This window comes from Thermoplasmata archaeon (genome assembly GCA_035632695.1).
Taxonomy (GTDB): Archaea; Thermoplasmatota; Thermoplasmata; order RBG-16-68-12; family RBG-16-68-12; genus RBG-16-68-12.
This window is the reverse complement of the sequence record DASQGG010000193.1, coordinates 1-15,195: the sequence shown is the minus strand read 5'-3', so window position 1 is coordinate 15,195 and position 15,195 is coordinate 1. Positions and strand designations below refer to the sequence as shown.

Annotated in this window: 20 protein-coding genes; 4 read left to right on the top strand and 16 right to left on the bottom strand. The window is 66.7% G+C overall.

Features of this window, described 5'->3' with window-relative positions:
- The 5 genes from VEY12_12135 to VEY12_12115 form a co-directional block, all read right to left on the bottom strand.
- The coding region (locus VEY12_12135; GenBank protein ID HYM40867.1) for a hypothetical protein at positions 1-982 on the bottom strand (982 nt) is incomplete at its 3' end.
- Positions 983-1,061: 79 nt separating this feature from the next.
- Complete coding sequence (locus tag VEY12_12130) at positions 1,062-1,253, bottom strand: DNA-directed RNA polymerase subunit N (protein HYM40866.1); 192 nt, start codon at positions 1,251-1,253, stop codon at positions 1,062-1,064.
- 4 nt (positions 1,254-1,257) lie between these two features.
- On the bottom strand, positions 1,258-1,659 hold the full coding sequence (locus VEY12_12125; protein HYM40865.1) for a 30S ribosomal protein S9: 402 nt from the start codon (positions 1,657-1,659) through the stop codon (positions 1,258-1,260).
- Positions 1,660-1,667: 8 nt separating this feature from the next.
- Positions 1,668-2,099, bottom strand: coding sequence for a 50S ribosomal protein L13 (locus VEY12_12120; GenBank protein ID HYM40864.1), 432 nt, complete (start codon positions 2,097-2,099; stop codon positions 1,668-1,670).
- 2 nt (positions 2,100-2,101) lie between these two features.
- Positions 2,102-2,464 (bottom strand): 50S ribosomal protein L18e, encoded by a 363-nt coding sequence (locus VEY12_12115; GenBank protein ID HYM40863.1) that lies wholly within the window; start codon positions 2,462-2,464, stop codon positions 2,102-2,104.
- Between the two features lie 287 nt (positions 2,465-2,751).
- Here VEY12_12115 and VEY12_12110 point away from each other — a divergent pair, with 287 nt between their 5' ends.
- The 4 genes from VEY12_12110 to VEY12_12095 are packed head-to-tail and all read left to right on the top strand — an operon-like array spanning position 2,752 to position 6,018.
- Positions 2,752-3,795, top strand: a complete 1,044-nt coding sequence (locus VEY12_12110) for a TIM barrel protein (protein HYM40862.1) — start codon at positions 2,752-2,754, stop codon at positions 3,793-3,795.
- Positions 3,792-4,361, top strand: coding sequence for an SIS domain-containing protein (locus VEY12_12105; GenBank protein ID HYM40861.1), 570 nt, complete (start codon positions 3,792-3,794; stop codon positions 4,359-4,361). The genes VEY12_12110 and VEY12_12105 overlap by 4 nt, the downstream gene beginning before the upstream one ends.
- Positions 4,362-4,410: 49 nt before the next feature.
- Positions 4,411-4,845 carry a hypothetical protein gene (locus tag VEY12_12100; GenBank protein ID HYM40860.1) on the top strand — a complete coding sequence of 145 codons (435 nt, stop codon included), beginning with the start codon at positions 4,411-4,413 and terminating at the stop codon, positions 4,843-4,845.
- Positions 4,846-4,896: 51 nt separating this feature from the next.
- Positions 4,897-6,018 (top strand): tryptophan--tRNA ligase, encoded by a 1,122-nt coding sequence (locus VEY12_12095; protein HYM40859.1) that lies wholly within the window; start codon positions 4,897-4,899, stop codon positions 6,016-6,018.
- Between the two features lie 6 nt (positions 6,019-6,024).
- Here VEY12_12095 and VEY12_12090 read toward each other — a convergent pair whose 3' ends face one another.
- From VEY12_12090 to VEY12_12040, 11 genes are all read right to left on the bottom strand, one after another.
- Positions 6,025-6,729, bottom strand: a complete 705-nt coding sequence (locus VEY12_12090) for an ATPase domain-containing protein (protein HYM40858.1) — start codon at positions 6,727-6,729, stop codon at positions 6,025-6,027.
- A complete protein-coding gene (locus tag VEY12_12085) occupies positions 6,726-8,480 on the bottom strand; it encodes a hypothetical protein (protein HYM40857.1) in 1,755 nt (584 codons plus the stop codon). Before VEY12_12085 ends, VEY12_12090 begins: the two co-directional genes overlap by 4 nt.
- Positions 8,477-9,007 carry a hypothetical protein gene (locus VEY12_12080; protein HYM40856.1) on the bottom strand — a complete coding sequence of 177 codons (531 nt, stop codon included), beginning with the start codon at positions 9,005-9,007 and terminating at the stop codon, positions 8,477-8,479. Before VEY12_12080 ends, VEY12_12085 begins: the two co-directional genes overlap by 4 nt.
- Positions 9,008-9,011: 4 nt before the next feature.
- Positions 9,012-9,755 (bottom strand): ATPase domain-containing protein, encoded by a 744-nt coding sequence (locus VEY12_12075; protein HYM40855.1) that lies wholly within the window; start codon positions 9,753-9,755, stop codon positions 9,012-9,014.
- 8 nt (positions 9,756-9,763) lie between these two features.
- Positions 9,764-11,464 (bottom strand): tetratricopeptide repeat protein, encoded by a 1,701-nt coding sequence (locus tag VEY12_12070; GenBank protein HYM40854.1) that lies wholly within the window; start codon positions 11,462-11,464, stop codon positions 9,764-9,766.
- A complete protein-coding gene (locus tag VEY12_12065) occupies positions 11,461-12,186 on the bottom strand; it encodes an ATPase domain-containing protein (protein ID HYM40853.1) in 726 nt (241 codons plus the stop codon). Before VEY12_12065 ends, VEY12_12070 begins: the two co-directional genes overlap by 4 nt.
- Positions 12,176-12,658: a hypothetical protein gene (locus VEY12_12060; GenBank protein ID HYM40852.1), complete on the bottom strand. Its 483-nt coding sequence runs from the start codon at positions 12,656-12,658 to the stop codon at positions 12,176-12,178. Before VEY12_12060 ends, VEY12_12065 begins: the two co-directional genes overlap by 11 nt.
- A 24-nt stretch (positions 12,659-12,682) precedes the next feature.
- Positions 12,683-13,066 (bottom strand): roadblock/LC7 domain-containing protein, encoded by a 384-nt coding sequence (locus VEY12_12055; protein HYM40851.1) that lies wholly within the window; start codon positions 13,064-13,066, stop codon positions 12,683-12,685.
- Entirely contained in the window at positions 13,063-13,458 is a 396-nt protein-coding gene (locus VEY12_12050; GenBank protein ID HYM40850.1) for a roadblock/LC7 domain-containing protein, read from the bottom strand. Before VEY12_12050 ends, VEY12_12055 begins: the two co-directional genes overlap by 4 nt.
- Before the next feature lies 1 nt (position 13,459).
- Positions 13,460-14,638 carry an ATPase domain-containing protein gene (locus tag VEY12_12045; GenBank protein ID HYM40849.1) on the bottom strand — a complete coding sequence of 393 codons (1,179 nt, stop codon included), beginning with the start codon at positions 14,636-14,638 and terminating at the stop codon, positions 13,460-13,462.
- Positions 14,638-15,195: ATPase domain-containing protein (locus tag VEY12_12040; protein ID HYM40848.1), on the bottom strand; the 558-nt coding region annotated here is incomplete at its 5' end. The genes VEY12_12045 and VEY12_12040, both read right to left, overlap by 1 nt.

Here is a 15,195-nt window from a genome sequence, read left to right as displayed (position 1 = left end):
ACCAGGGAGCGATCATCCCGTCCGGGTTCAGGTCGATCCCCAGCTGGTAGAAGCCGACGCACGAGGACCGCGTGGTCCCGTACAGGTTGAGGGCGTTGATCTGGAAGCTCAGGATGCCCGTCTGCGGTGTGTCCCAGGAGTGCAGGACCATCTCCGCACTCACGGTCGTGTACGCGGGCAGGAGCTGGACGACGAGTCCGGACCCCTGGCCGTAGCCCATCATGTTGTTGTATCCGGGGAGGTACGTCGGGATGCCGTACGTGGTGAGGATGACGTTCGTGTAGAACACGGTCCCGGACGTCGTTTCGAGCAGGCTCCCCGCGGTCGACCCGGCCTCGGGCACGCTGAGGTTCGCCGCGACGACGTCCGTGCGGTCCACGAACAGTTGTAGGGTCCAGGCGACGGACGACTTGGTGCTCACGTTGACCAGGTTGCCCGTGAGGTACACCCAGCCGGCGGGATAGGCGGTGCCCGTGGGAACCGGTTCAATGACCTGCGTGGCCTTGAAATCGGCCCCGGCGACGACGTTCCCGGCCGAGACACCTACCACCGCGACGACGCTGCTCGTCCCGTCCACGAAGGCGAGGTATCCCGAATTCCCACCGGCATCGATCGCGACTTGGAAGGATAGCGTACCGTTCTCACGAGGCAGCGCGTGACTGACCACACCGGACTGGGTCTTCCCGGCGTCCAGTTGGAGTGCCGGCTCGCCCGAGTACGTGGTCGTCGTGCTAATCGTGGCCGTCCCAGACACGGTCGTCCAGCCGTCCAAGGTGCCGTCCTCGAAGTTCGAGACAAACGCGAAGCCTGCGGGCGCGATTCGGGGAGCCCGCACGAGCGGCGGGTGGTACCCCACCGCCTGCGCGGCGACGAGCCCGGGAGCCGAGCTGGAGACCGGTACCGTCGTGAAGACGGCCGCCGCAACCATCAGGACGCCCACAAGAGTCGCGAGCCCAACTGCCAAGAACCCCTTCCGCCCCATGCGGCGGCGGATGGTGGGCTTCCTATTTACGCCTTCATGGAATCCGTCGAGGAGCTCTCGCACGGTCTGCCTGTTTTGCCTAGCCGAACGGCGCAACCTCGTCGATGAGTTCCGCGTGGGAGAGAATCATGCGGCGGCAGCAATAGCGCGTGAGGCCGAGCTCGTCGAGCACCTTGCGGGGCTCCTCGCCACCCCGCGTGCGGTCGAGGAACGGCTGCCAGGCGCTCGAGACGACCTTCCCGCAGGTGAAGCAGCGGACGGGGATGATCATGGAATCACCGGTACGACTTCTGGCGCTTCTTCCGGGCGCCGCGGCCCAGGGGCTTCTTGGGCAGCTTCCGCCGGGTGTCGGGCACGATCAAGGTGCGGTCGTACTCCCGGAACAGGGTCTCTAGGTCCGGGTCGTTCAGGTACTGGACGAGGCCGCGGGCGATCGCGGTGCGCACCGCGTCCGCCTGGCCCATGACGCCGCCTCCCTGCACGTTCACGCTGATGTCGATCGACTCGACCTTCTTGCCGGCGAGCTTCAGTGGCTCCAGGATCTTCATCCGCGCCAGCTCGTGCGGGATGATTTCCACGGGCACGCTGTTCACGCGCACGACGCCTCGCCCCTTCGTGAGGTTCGCCCGGGCCACGGCCATCTTCCGCTTTCCGCTCGCCACGATTGCCTTCGCCATGGGGACACCTAGAACTTGGAGCCGAGCATGCGGGAGACCTCGCCGAGGCTCATCACGGGCCCCTGGGGCGGCCGCTTCGCCGTGGCGATCGTCTCGAACGGTCCCGCCTTGTACTCCGCGGGCACGTCCATGAACACGCGCAGGCGCTTGAGCGCCTCCCGCCCGCGGGCCTGCTGGTGGGGGACCATGCGGCTGATCGTCCTACGGAGGATCATGTCGGGGCGCCGCGGAAAGAGGGGTCCGATGCCCCGCATCCGGCTCGCCGTGCTGCCCCGTTGCCGCTTCTCCAGATACGTGTGGAAGACGCGGCTCCGCGCACCCGTGATGATTGTCTTCTCGGCGTTCACGATGACGATCTCCTCGCCCCGGAGGATGCGCTTGGCGACCTCGGAGGAGAGGCGGCCGACCACATGCCCCGTGCCGTCGATGATCACCGTCATGACTACCCCAGGATCCGGACGCCGCTTCCTTTCGGATTCTGCACCGCGAGCTCGAGCAGGCTCACGGATCGCCCTCCGGCGGCCTCGACCTTCTTCCGAGCGGCGGCCGAGGCCCGGAACGCGGCCACGGTGACCGGAATCGTCAGGTCCCCCGCCGCGAGCAGAACGCCGGGCACGACGACCTGCTCGCCCTTGCCTGCGTAGCGGCTCACGCGGGACAGGTTGACCTCGGACCAGTTCTTTCGGGACCGCTCCAGGCGGTCGGCCACGTCCCGCCAGATTGGGACCCCGTTCTCCCGCGAGAGCTCCCGCAACTCCTGGACAACCCGGGTGAGTTGAGCGTTCGTCTTAGGGGTCCTGGCCATGAGAAGGGGCCTCGCGAAGCGGCGTTAAACCCGTGCTTGATATAAAGGTTTGGGCGACCTCTCCTGGAGGACGCAGCGCGAGGCGCGGACGCCGAAAGGTTCTCGTGCTCGACCGCCCTGCGGGCCTGGAGAGGCGTGGAGTGATGCGTCCCTTGAGAGGTCCGCGGTCCTCGCGGTCTATTCGCGTCCACAAAACTATTAATATCATCCACCGCGGAATAATAGTCCTCGGCTGAGGGCGCGCCGACGGAGACTCCATGATACGTTTTGGTCCTTCGGGCATCCCGTTGTCCTGCAAGGGGCGCACCCTGCGGGACGGAATCGAGGACATCCACAACCTGGGCCTCACGGCGATGGAGGTCCAGCTGGTCCGCGTGAACCTGAACGAGCGGTACGCAGGCGACGAGGACCTCGGCCTCACACCCCGGGAGATCCCCGGCGAACTCGTGGTCCAGATCGGGCGGAAGGAGGACCGGAAGGAGATCCTCCTCTCGAGCCTGCAGGAGAAGATCCAGAAGGGCGACGTGCTCTACAGCCTCGCCTCGGGCGTCGCGCGGGACTACCTGGAGCTCGGAGAGCTGGGTGCCCTCGCGCGGGAGCTCGACATCGAGCTCTCCCTGCACACCCCGTACTACATGGACCTCGCGGACGCAGACGGATTGGCAGCGAAGAGCATGCAGAGCGTGATGTGGGCGGGCATGCTCGCCGAGGCGATGAGTGCCACGATGGTGATCACGCATCTCGGCATGTTCGGCGAGGTGGACCACAAGGTCGCGCTCGACTCCATCCAGAAGAACCTGCGAAACCTACGGGACGGGTACCGCAAGGCGAAGATTCACGCGCGCCTAGGCATCGAGGCGAGCGGCCGGCAGGAGGTCGTCGGGAGCCTCGATGAGATTCTCAAGCTCACGAAGAACGTGAAGGGCATCGCCCCCGTGTTGAACTTCGCTCACGTGCACGCCCGCGGGTTCGGGCTGTTCAAGCGCCCCGAGGACTTCGACGACGTCCTCGGGAAGGTCGAGAAGGTCGCCGAGGACGGTCACATGCACACGCACTTCTCGGGCGTGGAGCACGCGGACGGGAACGAGCTGCGGTATACGCCCATCAAGAAGGGCGACCTGCGCTTCGAGCCCCTCGCGGAATGCCTCCTGGACGAGGACTACGATCTGACGATCGTCTCCTCCTCGCCGCTCCTCGAGCACGACGCGATGTACATGAAGGTCATCCTGGAGCGCGTCCTCGCAAAGCGCCTGATGCGGCCCACGAAGCCCGAGCCCGAGGCGAGGCCCGAGCGGCCCGAGAAGCCCGAACGGGAGGCGCGCCGGCGATGAGCGCCGCGCCCCCGCCGAGGGGATCCGCGTCGGAGGCGTACGCCTTCCTGGTGGAGAACCTCTCCCGGGCGCTTGGCGCGGACCGTTCCAAGGAGATCGACGAGACCGTGGACATCGTCGTGTCCGCGAAGCACGTGTTCGTGTACGGCGTGGGCCGGAGCGGGCTCGCGGCCCGGGCCTTCGCGATGCGCCTCGTCCAACTGGGGATCGATTGCTACTTCATCGGAGAAACGATCACGCCCGTGGTCCGCGACGGCGACGCCGTCCTCATCGTCTCCAACACGGGCACCACGATGAGCGCGAACCAGGTCGCGAACATCGCGCGCCGCGTCGGGGCGAAGGTGGTCTCCGTGACCGGCGTGCGGGGATCCAAGCTCTCCCATGCGAGCAACGTGGTGCTGCTCCTGCAGTTGAACGGCGGCACGGAGCAGTCGCGCCTCGCGCCGCTGGGCACCTTGTTCGAGGACGCGTGCCTCATCCTGCTGGACGGGATCGTCGCCCAGGTCATGGAGCGCCTCGGGCAGACCGAGGCGGACATGCGCGCGCGCCACGCAATCATGGTCTGAGCGCGCGCCGGCCAACCCTTAAGCGCGGGGTGGGGATTGGGGACGTCGCATGGCCCGGGGCGTCACGGACTTCGTGAAGACGTACCTCGTGATCGCAGCGGTCCTGCTCGTGTTCTCCGCCATCGTCGCGCTCGTAGCCCACGCCTCCTTCCTCTACGTGACCACGCTCCTGTTCCTCTGGGGAGGCTTCGCGTACCTCCTGGCCGCCATCCTGGCGTGGACGGGCTTCGCGAACCTGTACCGATACTCCCCGACGCTCTTCATCGGCTCCCGGAGCTACCGGCGGCAGATTGTGCGAGGGGAGCTATGGAAGGAGGGACGGGACGACGCCGCCCTGCTCATCGGCCTTGCGTTCGGCGCGGCGCTCATGGCCCCCGGAGCGGCGCTCTGGGATCCCTGGTTCATCCTCGTGGACGCCGTTGGCCTTGTGGGCGCGGGTGTTGGTCTCTACCTCCGCCGTGCCCGCACGCCCGTGAGGACCTAGTGCCTCGAAGATGGAATGCATTTATCTACAGGCCCCGGATACTCCGCGCAAATGCCCGAGGATTTCGTGGTCACCCCTTGGGAGGTCAAGGGGTCCATCGACTACGACCGGCTCGTGACCCAGTTCGGGACGGAACGGATCACGCCCGAGCTGCTCGAGCGCATCCGGCGTCATGCGGGTGGCCTCCACCTCATGCTGCGGCGCGGCATCTTCTACAGCCACCGCGACGTGACCTGGATTCTCGACGAATTCGAGAAGGGGCACCCGTTCGCCCTCTACACGGGGCGAGGTCCTTCGAGCGGAATCCACATCGGCCACATGCTCCCCTGGTTCTTCACCCGGTGGCTCCAGGAGAAGTTCAAGGCGACGCTCTACTTCCAGATCACCGACGACGAGAAGTTCCTGTTCAAGGATTTCGACGATCTCTCTCAGGCGACCAAGGTCGGGTATGACAACATCCTGGACATCATCGCCATGGGCTTCGACCCCAAGCTCACGCGGATCCTCATCGACACGGAGTATATCCACCGGCTGTACCCGATCGCCGTGCAGGCGGCAAAGCGGATCACCTTCTCGACCACCCAAGCCGTTTTCGGTTTCACCAACTCGAACAACATCGGCGAGATCTTCTACACGAGCATCCAGGCCGCCCCGGCCTTTCTGCCGAGCGTGTTGGCGAAGAAATCAGTCCCGGTCCTGATCCCGTGCGGTATCGACCAAGATCCCCACTTCCGCGTGGCGCGCGACGTCGCGCCGAAACTCGGCTACCCGAAACCGGCGCTCATCCACAACAAGCTCCTGATGAGCCTCCAGGGACCGACCGCGAAGATGTCCGCGTCGATCCCCGAATCGAGCATCTTCACCACGGATTCGGAGAGGGTGGCTGAGCACAAGATCAAGAACGCCTTTACGGGAGGCCGTACGACCGTGGAGGAGCAGCGTCGCCTGGGCGCGAACCCGGATATCTGCCCGATCTTCAACTTCTACGAGTATATCTTCGATCCGGACGACGCTCACCTGGCCGAGGTCGAAAGGACCTGCCGGTCCGGCGAGCGTCTCTGCGGGGAATGCAAGCAGGAGCTGTGGGGCCTCGTGAGGCCGTTCCTGAAGAAGCACCACGAGGCGCGCGAGAAGGCCAAGGACCGCGTCGAGGAGTTCGTCGTCCGCGACTGAACCCGTTCACGCCATGATCCGGGTGACCTTGAACCCGTTGTCGAAGACGAGTGCGTGGTACCCCGTGTCGTGACGCGTGCCGCGCATCTTCACGATCCGCAGCTGCCGCTGCATCCCGAACTCGCCTTGGCGGGCCAGGCGCAGGTGCACGACTCCGTCCGCAAGGTACTCTTCCTTATGCTTCGCGAAGGCCTGGCCCGAGGGACCGTCCTCGCTGGGGAGCTCCGCGAGGAGGAACGTGGTGCAGTCGAGCCCGCGGAGCCATCGGATCAGGTCGAAGAGCTCGCGCCGGACGTCCCGGAACTTCGCGAGGATCTCGAGGGCGTCCAGGGAGTCGATGACGAGCAGGCCGTAGTCCAGGTTCTGCCGGAGCCCCTTCGCGTAGAGCTTGAACAGGTCCATCCACGGTTGATCCGTGGGACTCGTGAGCTTCTTTCTCAGGGCCGCGAGATCGAGGACACTCAGGCTGCCCTCGACGTCGGCGAGGCGGTACCCGAGGCCCTCCGTGTGGTCCAGGAGGCTGGCGCGACTCTGCTCCAAGGACACGTACAGGCCGCGGACCCCGTTGCGGGCGTTCGCGTGCAGGATGTGGAAGCTCAAGGAGGTCTTCATCGTGCCCGGCGCGCCGGAGATCAGGACGATGCTGCCCTGCGGGACTCCCTTGCCGAGGATTTCGTCGAGCCCGTCGACGTACGTCTTCAGGAAGTTCATCGGGTCTCCCCCGCGAGTGCCTCGAGCCGTCGGCGAATGGATTCGACCTGCCCTTGGATCCGCTCCCGCTCCTGCGGGACGTCCACGACTTCGGCCAGGGCCACCAGGTCAACCGCGGCCCGGTCCGCGAGGCGGGCCACGTCCTCGGGCCGCAAGTCCTCCGCCCGCTTCCCGAGCTTCGCGAGTTCCGAGCGCAGAATGCCCTCTCCTGCGTCCCCAAGCTGGTCGACGAAGACCGCGCGGGTGCGTTCGAAGAGGGATCCGCGGTCGCCTAGGTCGCTCGCGACGGCGAACAGCTCATCCATCTCCTTACCTTTCCAGTAATCCGCAGCGGTCACCAGGATCCCTCGGTCGATCTCGGTGGACTGCCTCGACGGCCAGTCGCCGGTGGATACCTCGTCCGGCAATCGAGCCGCGAAGGCACGGAGCGCCGTGGCCGCGCTGGAGGTCTGGGCCCGGAGTCCCGAGCGCGCGGCGTCGTCGGCCGCGGGCGAGCCGAGTTCCGACACGGCCCGGTCGAGGAATTGAAGGAAGGGCTCGGTGTCGCTGAGGGTCAGGTCCTCCCTGCGCGTGCCGCGGCCGCGGGCGAACGCCTCGAGGAGCTGACGCGCCCCCGGCCCGAAGGATTGCGCGAGGACGGCCTGCATTTCCTCGGCTGGGTCCGGAAGGACCCACCAGCCCAGGCGATGGCCACGGAGCGCCTCCTTCTCCTGCGAGGTGAGTCGGGATGCGGAGATCACGAGGCGCGATCGCGTGCCTCGGGCCACGCCGGCCATCCGGAGCACCGCTTCCTCCGCCCAAGGCCACGAGGACATCATCACAACGTCCGCGGTGTCGAGGAGGACCGCGGTCCCTCCCGGCGACCGTGCCCAGAACTCGGACGCGGTCCCCAGCGTGCGGGACGCGCCGTATCGGGTCGGCTGAAGAGCCGCGAAGTCCGAAGGCGTTCCGTAGTCGGAGATCGCGGCGAGCCGAGCGATCACGAGGGCGGATGCGCCCGCCTGGTGCGCCGCGCGAGCGACGTGCGCCGCGTACTTGGGCCGGGCTTCGTCGAACACGACGGCGGTCCCCGGCGCCAATTCGTTTCGGACCGCGGGGGACCGTTGGCGTGGGAGGTGCGGCACCTCATAGGGTTCCGTATGGAACAGGACGAACGCGAACAGGGCGACCGCGACGGGAGCCGCGACGTTGGATCCTGAGGAGGCCGCGATGCCGAGATCGGGGAACTCGAGAGCGTAGATCGGGCCGCCGACGATGAGTGCGGCGACCGCTGCCGTAAGCCAGAAGGAATCCGCGGCGTACAGAAGGCTCGTCAGCCGCATGTAGACCGGCTCCGCGAGCGCGACACCGAGGCAGACGATGAGGAAGGCCCCGAGAACGTTCGGTTCGTACGCGTGCTGCACGGCCCAATCCGCACTCGGCGTCAAAAGGACGACGAGGGGCACGAGGGCCAGGAGGGCGAACGCGGCAGGGCGCCGCCGCGGCACGGTTTCGCCGTGGATTAGGGTGAGGACCAGGATCGCGGTCAGGGGATGGGTGAGGACAAACGTCCACAGGACCACGGGCTCCCACGCGACGGGCAAGAATCCCTCCGCGGTCCCGATGAACGCGGCGCCGTTCACGATGTACGTGAGGACCAGGGCGGCGAAGGTGGCCTGGAGCCAGGGGCGGTGACTCCGCAGGAGAACGAGGGCCAGGAGCCAGGCGTCGATCACGAGACCCACGCCGACGGCCATGCTGTACGCGATCATCGCCCGCCTCCCAAGGGACGCAGACGCAGGATGGCGACCAGGTCTCCCGGCTTCCATCGCCATCGGACCATGCCCGCGTCGCGGAGTTCGGCCGCGGTCCGGTACCCGGCCCTCCGAGCCTCGTCTTCCGTGAGGTCCGCGAGGAGCTTCCGCGTCCCGTCGACCACGAGGAGGCGACCGAATTCCCGGCCCGTGTCGTACGTCGCGCGCACGACCTGGCCCACGACGGGGAACGCTTCGTCGCGGAGCGGTCGGATCGTGAGTTCCGCGCCTCCCCGGAGGATGCGGTCTCCTTCGTCGAGCGTGAAGGCGAGCTCCCCCAGAGGTCGCCGGCGGGGCAGGTCACCCGAGAGCGCGAGGCGGAACCCGAGGATCACGAGGAACGTGACGAGCCCCCCGAGGATGAGCAGGTTCGTGAACCCGATCTGGTAGAAGTTCCGGTGTTCCCAGAACCCGAACACAAGAACCACGGAGAGGAGGAAGAGCAGCCCGGCGCGGGCGAGCAGGCTCAGGAGTCGGCGGGGCATGGACTCACCCAATCGCCCGCGCGACCTCGAACCGTCCATTCTCGAAGAGCAGGGTGTGGTCCTCGCTATCCTGGTTCACGCTCCGCATCTTCGTGCACTGCAGGCGCCGCTGGAATGCGGTCTCGGACACGGGCGCCATGCGAAGATGGAGGATGCCGTCCGCGAGGAACTCCTCCTCGAGGACGCTCGCGCCCGCGCCCAGCGGTGGCTCCTCGGATACGAGCAAGCTGGTCACGCCGAGGTCCCGCAGCCACTCGAAGAACGCGAACGTCTCCGTGCGGCGATCCTTGAACTCGAGGACGAGCTCGAGCGCGTCCCAAGAGTCGATCGCGAGGAGCCGAAAGTCCCGACGCCGCCGCAGGTCCAGGATCTTGCCCTGGAGGACGGCGAGCAGCGCCTCCCCCTGCCGCAGGTCCGAGGCGGCCGCCGAGCTCACCTTCTCCGCCATCTCCTCGAGGTGCTCCCGCCCGCGGCTCAGGTCAAGGATGGGCAACGCGTCGGAGACCCGGGTGGCCTGGAGTCCGAGCCCTGCCACGTGCTCGAGGAGGCTCCCGGCGCTCTGCTCGAGGGTCACGTAGAGGCCCGGCGTCCCCTGGAGCGCGTTGTGGTACAGGATGTAGTACGCGAGGGAGGACTTCATGGTCCCGCTCGCGCCGCGCACCAAGAGGACGTGGCCCTCGGGGACGCCGCCGCGGAGGACCTCTTCGTCGAAGCCGCGGATGAACGTCTTCACGAGAGCGTGGGGCATCGCGCACCTCACGGGCTCATCGCGCGGGTCACCTTGAACCGCCCCTCATCGAGGACGAGGGCCATGTACCCCGTGTCGTGCTTGGTGCCCCGCATCTTCACCACGCGTAGGCGGCGCTGGACCTCGACGTCGGAGATGAGATGCTGCCGCACGTGAATGACGCCGTCCGCGAGGAAGTCCTCGTCCCACCGCCCCTGGATCACGTGCCCGCCCACGACCCAGTCCGGACGCTCCGTGATGACGAAGCTGGTCACGTCCAGGTCGCGCAACCACTCGAAAAGACGGAAGATCTCCCGCCGGCGGTCCTTGAACTTCGCGAGGACCTCGAGGGCCTCGAGGGAGTCGATCACGACGAGGTCGAGTCCCCGCTGCCCCTTGACCGCCTCGAGGCCGACTTGGAACGCGTCGACCCAGTCCTTGCGTTCTGCGAGCAGCCCCTTCGCGGCCCGGGGGTCCATGACGATCAGGGAGCCGCGGTGGACATGGAGAGGCAGGTTGAGCGAGCCCATCTGCTTGAGAAGGCCCGAGGTCCGCTCTTCGAAGCTGAGGTAAAGGCAGTGCAGGCCGTCTTGGGCCGCATTCTGCGCGAGGATCGAGAACGCGAGGGACGACTTCATGGTCCCCGGCGAGCCTTCCACCAGGATCACGTGCCCCCAGGGGATGCCGCCTCCCATGGTCTCGTCGAGGCCCTCGATGAACGTGCGGATTCGGGCGGGATGCGAGGGCCCGCTCTCTTTGGTCTCCGTCTCCGGAAGTTCGGCGAGGTCGGCGAAGTCCGGGAATTCCTCCTCCTCGGCCTCGGCTTCGGTGGCGGGGGGCGCCTCGGGCTTGGGCGCCACGGTTTCCGTGGGTTCGGGAGTGGGCTCGGCGGGCGGCTCGACGGCCTTGGGCGCGAGCTTCTCGTACCGCACGCGGGCGGTCCGGTGGTCCGGGCGTAGTTCCAGCGCCTTCTGGAAGCTCTTCGCGGCCTCCGCGGGGCGGTCGAGGGACTCCAGGACGAGGCCTCGCTCCGACCACGCTTCCGTGAGCGCGGGGTTCGACTGCACCGTGCGATCAAGGACTTCGAGCGCGCCCGGGAGGTCCTCCATGGTCTTCATGGACCGGGCGAGCCCGAGCCACGCATTGTCGTTGGACACGTCGAGCTGCAACGCGCGGAGATAGCCCACGGCGGCCTTGTAGGGCCGTTCGAGGCGCAGGTACGCCTCCCCCAGGAGGATCCACGACCGCGGATCGCCGTCCTCCTTGGCGATGGCCTTGAGGAGATGCTCGATGGCGACGTCGAAGCGCCGCTCGCGGAAGGCGCGGGCGGCGGAGTCGAGCTGGTGCGTGACCGCGCTCTTCGCGTCGTCGGTCTCGGCGTGCCGCGGGCGATCGGCGGCGTATTGCTTGAACCGCTGCCCCGCGGCGGTCGCTCGGGCCGCGATGCGCTCCGTAAGGGTCGCGAGAGGGTCTGCGGCCGGCGGCTCGGGGTGTTCCCCGTTTGGCGGCGCCGCCTCATGGGGGATCTCCTGGGTTGCTTCGGGCGGGCGTCGACCCCCGGGTGTCACCGCACGGTACACCTCCCCTCCGAGGACGCGTTGAAGCTGCACCGTGGATCGCGTCCCCGCAGCCTCCATTGCGGCGCGCAGGTCCGCCCCGCAAACCCGGCATCGCGCTTGCCCCAGGTCGTTCGTGGAATCACAGGAGGGGCACTGGACGGAGAGCTTCATAGGCTGATCACCGACGTCACCAGGAACCGTCCATCCTCGAACACGAGCGCGTGGAAGCCCGTCTTGTGGTTCGACCCGCGCATCTTCACGATGCGGATCCGCCGCTGGACCTCCACGTCCGAGATCGGGTGCATCTTGAGCTCGATGATGCCGTCCGCGAGGTAGGCCTCGTCCTTCCGCTGCGGCGGCGCCTCCAACCCGAGGAAACCCGCCTCGGGTGCTGCTTCTGCGAGGACGAGGGTCGTGGCGCCGAAGTCTCGCAACCACTCGAAGAACTGGAACAACTCCGCCCGGCGGTCCTGGAACTTCGCGATGACCTCGAGGGCCTCCAGGGAGTCGATCACCACCAGGTCCACCCCGTCGATTTCCCGGGCGGTTGTCAGGCTCCTCCGCAGGAACTCAATCCAAGGTTTCGTGGCGCTCTTCCCGATCTCCTTCTGGATGGTTCCCACATCGAGCAAGTGGAGATCGCCACGGACCGCCTCGGTGGGGATGCCCATGGCGTCCATCTGGGCGAGCAGGCTGCGGCGGGTCTGCTCAAGGGTTACGTAGAGCGCCTTGGCGTGCCGCTTCTCCGCATTGTTGTGCAGGATCGCATACGCCAGGGTGGACTTCATCGTCCCGGGCAGGCCCGACACCAGGATCACATGTCCCGTAGGGAGCCCGCCGCCGAGTGCGTCGTCGAGTCCCTCGACGAACGTGGGGATCTTCTTAATCTCCATCTTCCGACGCCTCCACTCCAAGATGGCTGAATCGAAGTCTGCAGGGGATGTCGAAGCGGACCAGGGAGGAATCACAGGTTCGGTGGCCCACGATGCGGAGCACCTCGCCCATCGCGATGGCACGGAAGCAAGGAATCCGTCCGCCCTCGTCGTGCATCCAGCTGCATGTACCGCGGGGCGGGCACGTCTTCCCGATCGACACTTCCAGATCGTCGTCCACGGGACGGTACCGGATGTCCCCCGCATCGAGGACTCCCCGCGCGTCGAGGAGCGCGTTGTACGTGCGGAGGATCTCGAGCGGATCCGTGAACCCGGGGAACGCGCCCCCTTCGCTCTCCAGGAGCTTCCGGATGGAAACCTCTTGGGCCGCGCGAAGGAAGAGGCGCACGTTGCCCAGCTGCCCCGCCGTTTTGACGATTCCGTAGAGCCAGTAGTCTAGGTGGCTCTTGGTCCCATCGGGAGTCCCGGGCATCTCACACCCCTTCGCCCTCGGTCTTCACGATGCAGCCTCCTCGTGCAGGATGACGTCCACCTGCCGCGCGGTCTTCTCCATGGCCATGAGCACGAGCCCCAGGTTCGCGTCCTTGTAGACCAACGCGACCAGGAGGGCCTCCTCCCCGGCGCCGACGCTGAGCAGTTTCCCCTCGTCGGATTCGATGATGGCCCGTTCGAACCTCCCCTGGGCGAGTTGGACCGTGGCCATCTCCGAGGTCCCGACGATCGCGGCGGTCATCGCCGCGACGAGTTTGGGATCGACGCCGTCGGGGAGGGTGTGTGTGATCACGAGGCCGTCGCGTCGTACCACGGCAGCGGCTTGGATGTCGGTGACGTGGGCGAGATCGTCCATGGCGTCCTCCAGGCGTTGCCACACGTCGGTCACGCCTGCACCTCCACGGCGGTGCGCTCCAGGAGCTCCTCGATGGCTTGGACCGCCTTCCCGACGCTGAGCAGGACGAGGCCCATGTTCGCGTCCGTGCGGACGATCGTGATCAGGATGCCCTCCTCGCCGGCCCCCGTGGCCAGCATCTTGGCCTTGCCGCTGTCCACGATGGACTGGAAGAACGAGCCCAGCCCCATCTCGTCGGCGGCCATCTCCGAGGTGCCCACGATCGCGGCCGCCATCGCCGCGATTCGCTTCGGATCCATGTTCTTCGGCAGGAGGTGTGCGATGAGGAGGCCATCGCGGCGTGCGAGCGCCACCGCGACCACGTCGGGGATCCGTCGGAGCTCCTGGAGAATCGCGATGAATCGGGTGTGCGCCCCGTCGGTCATCTCACCTCACCCCGATGATCATCTCAGCCAGGATCAGCAGGGCGTCGCTCACGCCTTGGCCCTCGGTCGCGATGGTCGCGATGACCGGCGTTCCGTCGGGGAGTTCCATCTTCCGAGCGATGGCCCCCGGATCCAGGGCTCCTGGCAGGTCGGACTTGTTCGCGAGGACGACGTACGGGATCCGCGGCCCGATGAGCTCCAGCATGTGCGTGGCCCGCGTGAAGTCCTCGGGGCGGGTCGCGTCGACGACGAGCAGCACGCCGCTGACCTCGCGGGCGAAGATGCGGAAGATGAACTCGAAGCGCTCCTGGCCTGGGGTGCCGAAGACCTCGGCCTCGATGCCGGTGATGTTCACGCTCCCGTAGTCGAACGCGACGGTTGTGCCCATCCGGTCGATACTGATCGACTTCTCGCAGAGGGCCTTGACCACCGTGGACTTGCCTGCGTTGAACGGACCCGTGACCATGATCCGTGGGAAGTACACGGTCACACCGGTGAGGTCCTTGAACGTGTACGGGATCCAGTTCGTCCGGATCCCATCCTCCTCCATCTCGGAGATGCGCATGGAGTTGCGAAGAATCCCGCCGCGCATGGAAGACTGGAACTCCACGACGAAGTCGGACATGGCGCGGATCGTGCCGAGGTCCCGCTCCTGGTAGGTCCAGTTGATGAATAGGAAGCAACTCACTGCGTTCGTAGCCGTGGCTTCCTGGATGATCCGCCGCCACTCCGCGAGGACGGCCTCCTTGGGGAACCGGTCCGCGAGGAACTCCATGGAGTCGATCACGACTCGCGCGGGCCGTTCCGTCCGAATCGCGTCCACAATGGTGTCCGTGATCCCCGTGAGGCTTCCGATGTCCGCGATGCGGTACTTCTCCTCGCTCTTCATGAGCAGCTGGCTCGAGATCGCGTCGACGATGATGAGCTGCTCGGGAGGGAACTTGCCGAACCGGGAGAGCTCCGTCCGGGCGAGGGCGGGGGCGCGGTAGAAGTCCACGTACAGGGTGGTCTCGCCCGCACGCGCCCCCTCGACCGCGAAGTGCTCCGCGAACAGACGCTTCTCCGTGGGCTTGTCGCTGAACAGGAGGAGCGTGGAGGGGCAGGGGAAGCCACCGTGGAGACGGTCGTCCAGGACCTGAATCCCCGTCTTCACGCGCTTGCCGACAGGAGGTTCGCCCATCACAGTCCTCCCGAGCCGCCGGGCATCTGGACGAAGGGGTGCCAGGCGCTGTCCACCTGGAAGCCCCGCATGTGGTGAACCCGTACCTCGTGGTCCATGGCGTCCGTGAAGCGCATCTCGACGACGCCGTCCACGAGGGACCGGAGAAGGTTCATCGTCATCGGTTCGTGGACCCCCTCCTGGACCGCGTACAGGATGAACCCCATGTTCATCTTCGCGCGGCTCGTGACGATTTGAAAGAACTTCGCAATGGCCTGGGTCGAGTTGTGGAGGAAGAGGGTGGAGATCGTGTAGAAGTAGATCCGCACGGGGGTGCCGAGCTCCTGGGCGGCTTTCGACATGGCCATGCCGATCCCCTCCAGATTGCTGAAACTCGAGACGAGGAACGTCTTCTTCCCGGGCAGGGACTCGGGGCGCTCGGATGCGGTCGCGCTGTAGCAATCCACGAACGCGAACGTCTTGCCCTCGTATACGTCGAGGTCGAGATGCAGCGCCTTGGCCCTCGCCCGGATCTCGGAGGGGTGGAGGTCCAGCGTCACGAGCACCACGCGCTCCCC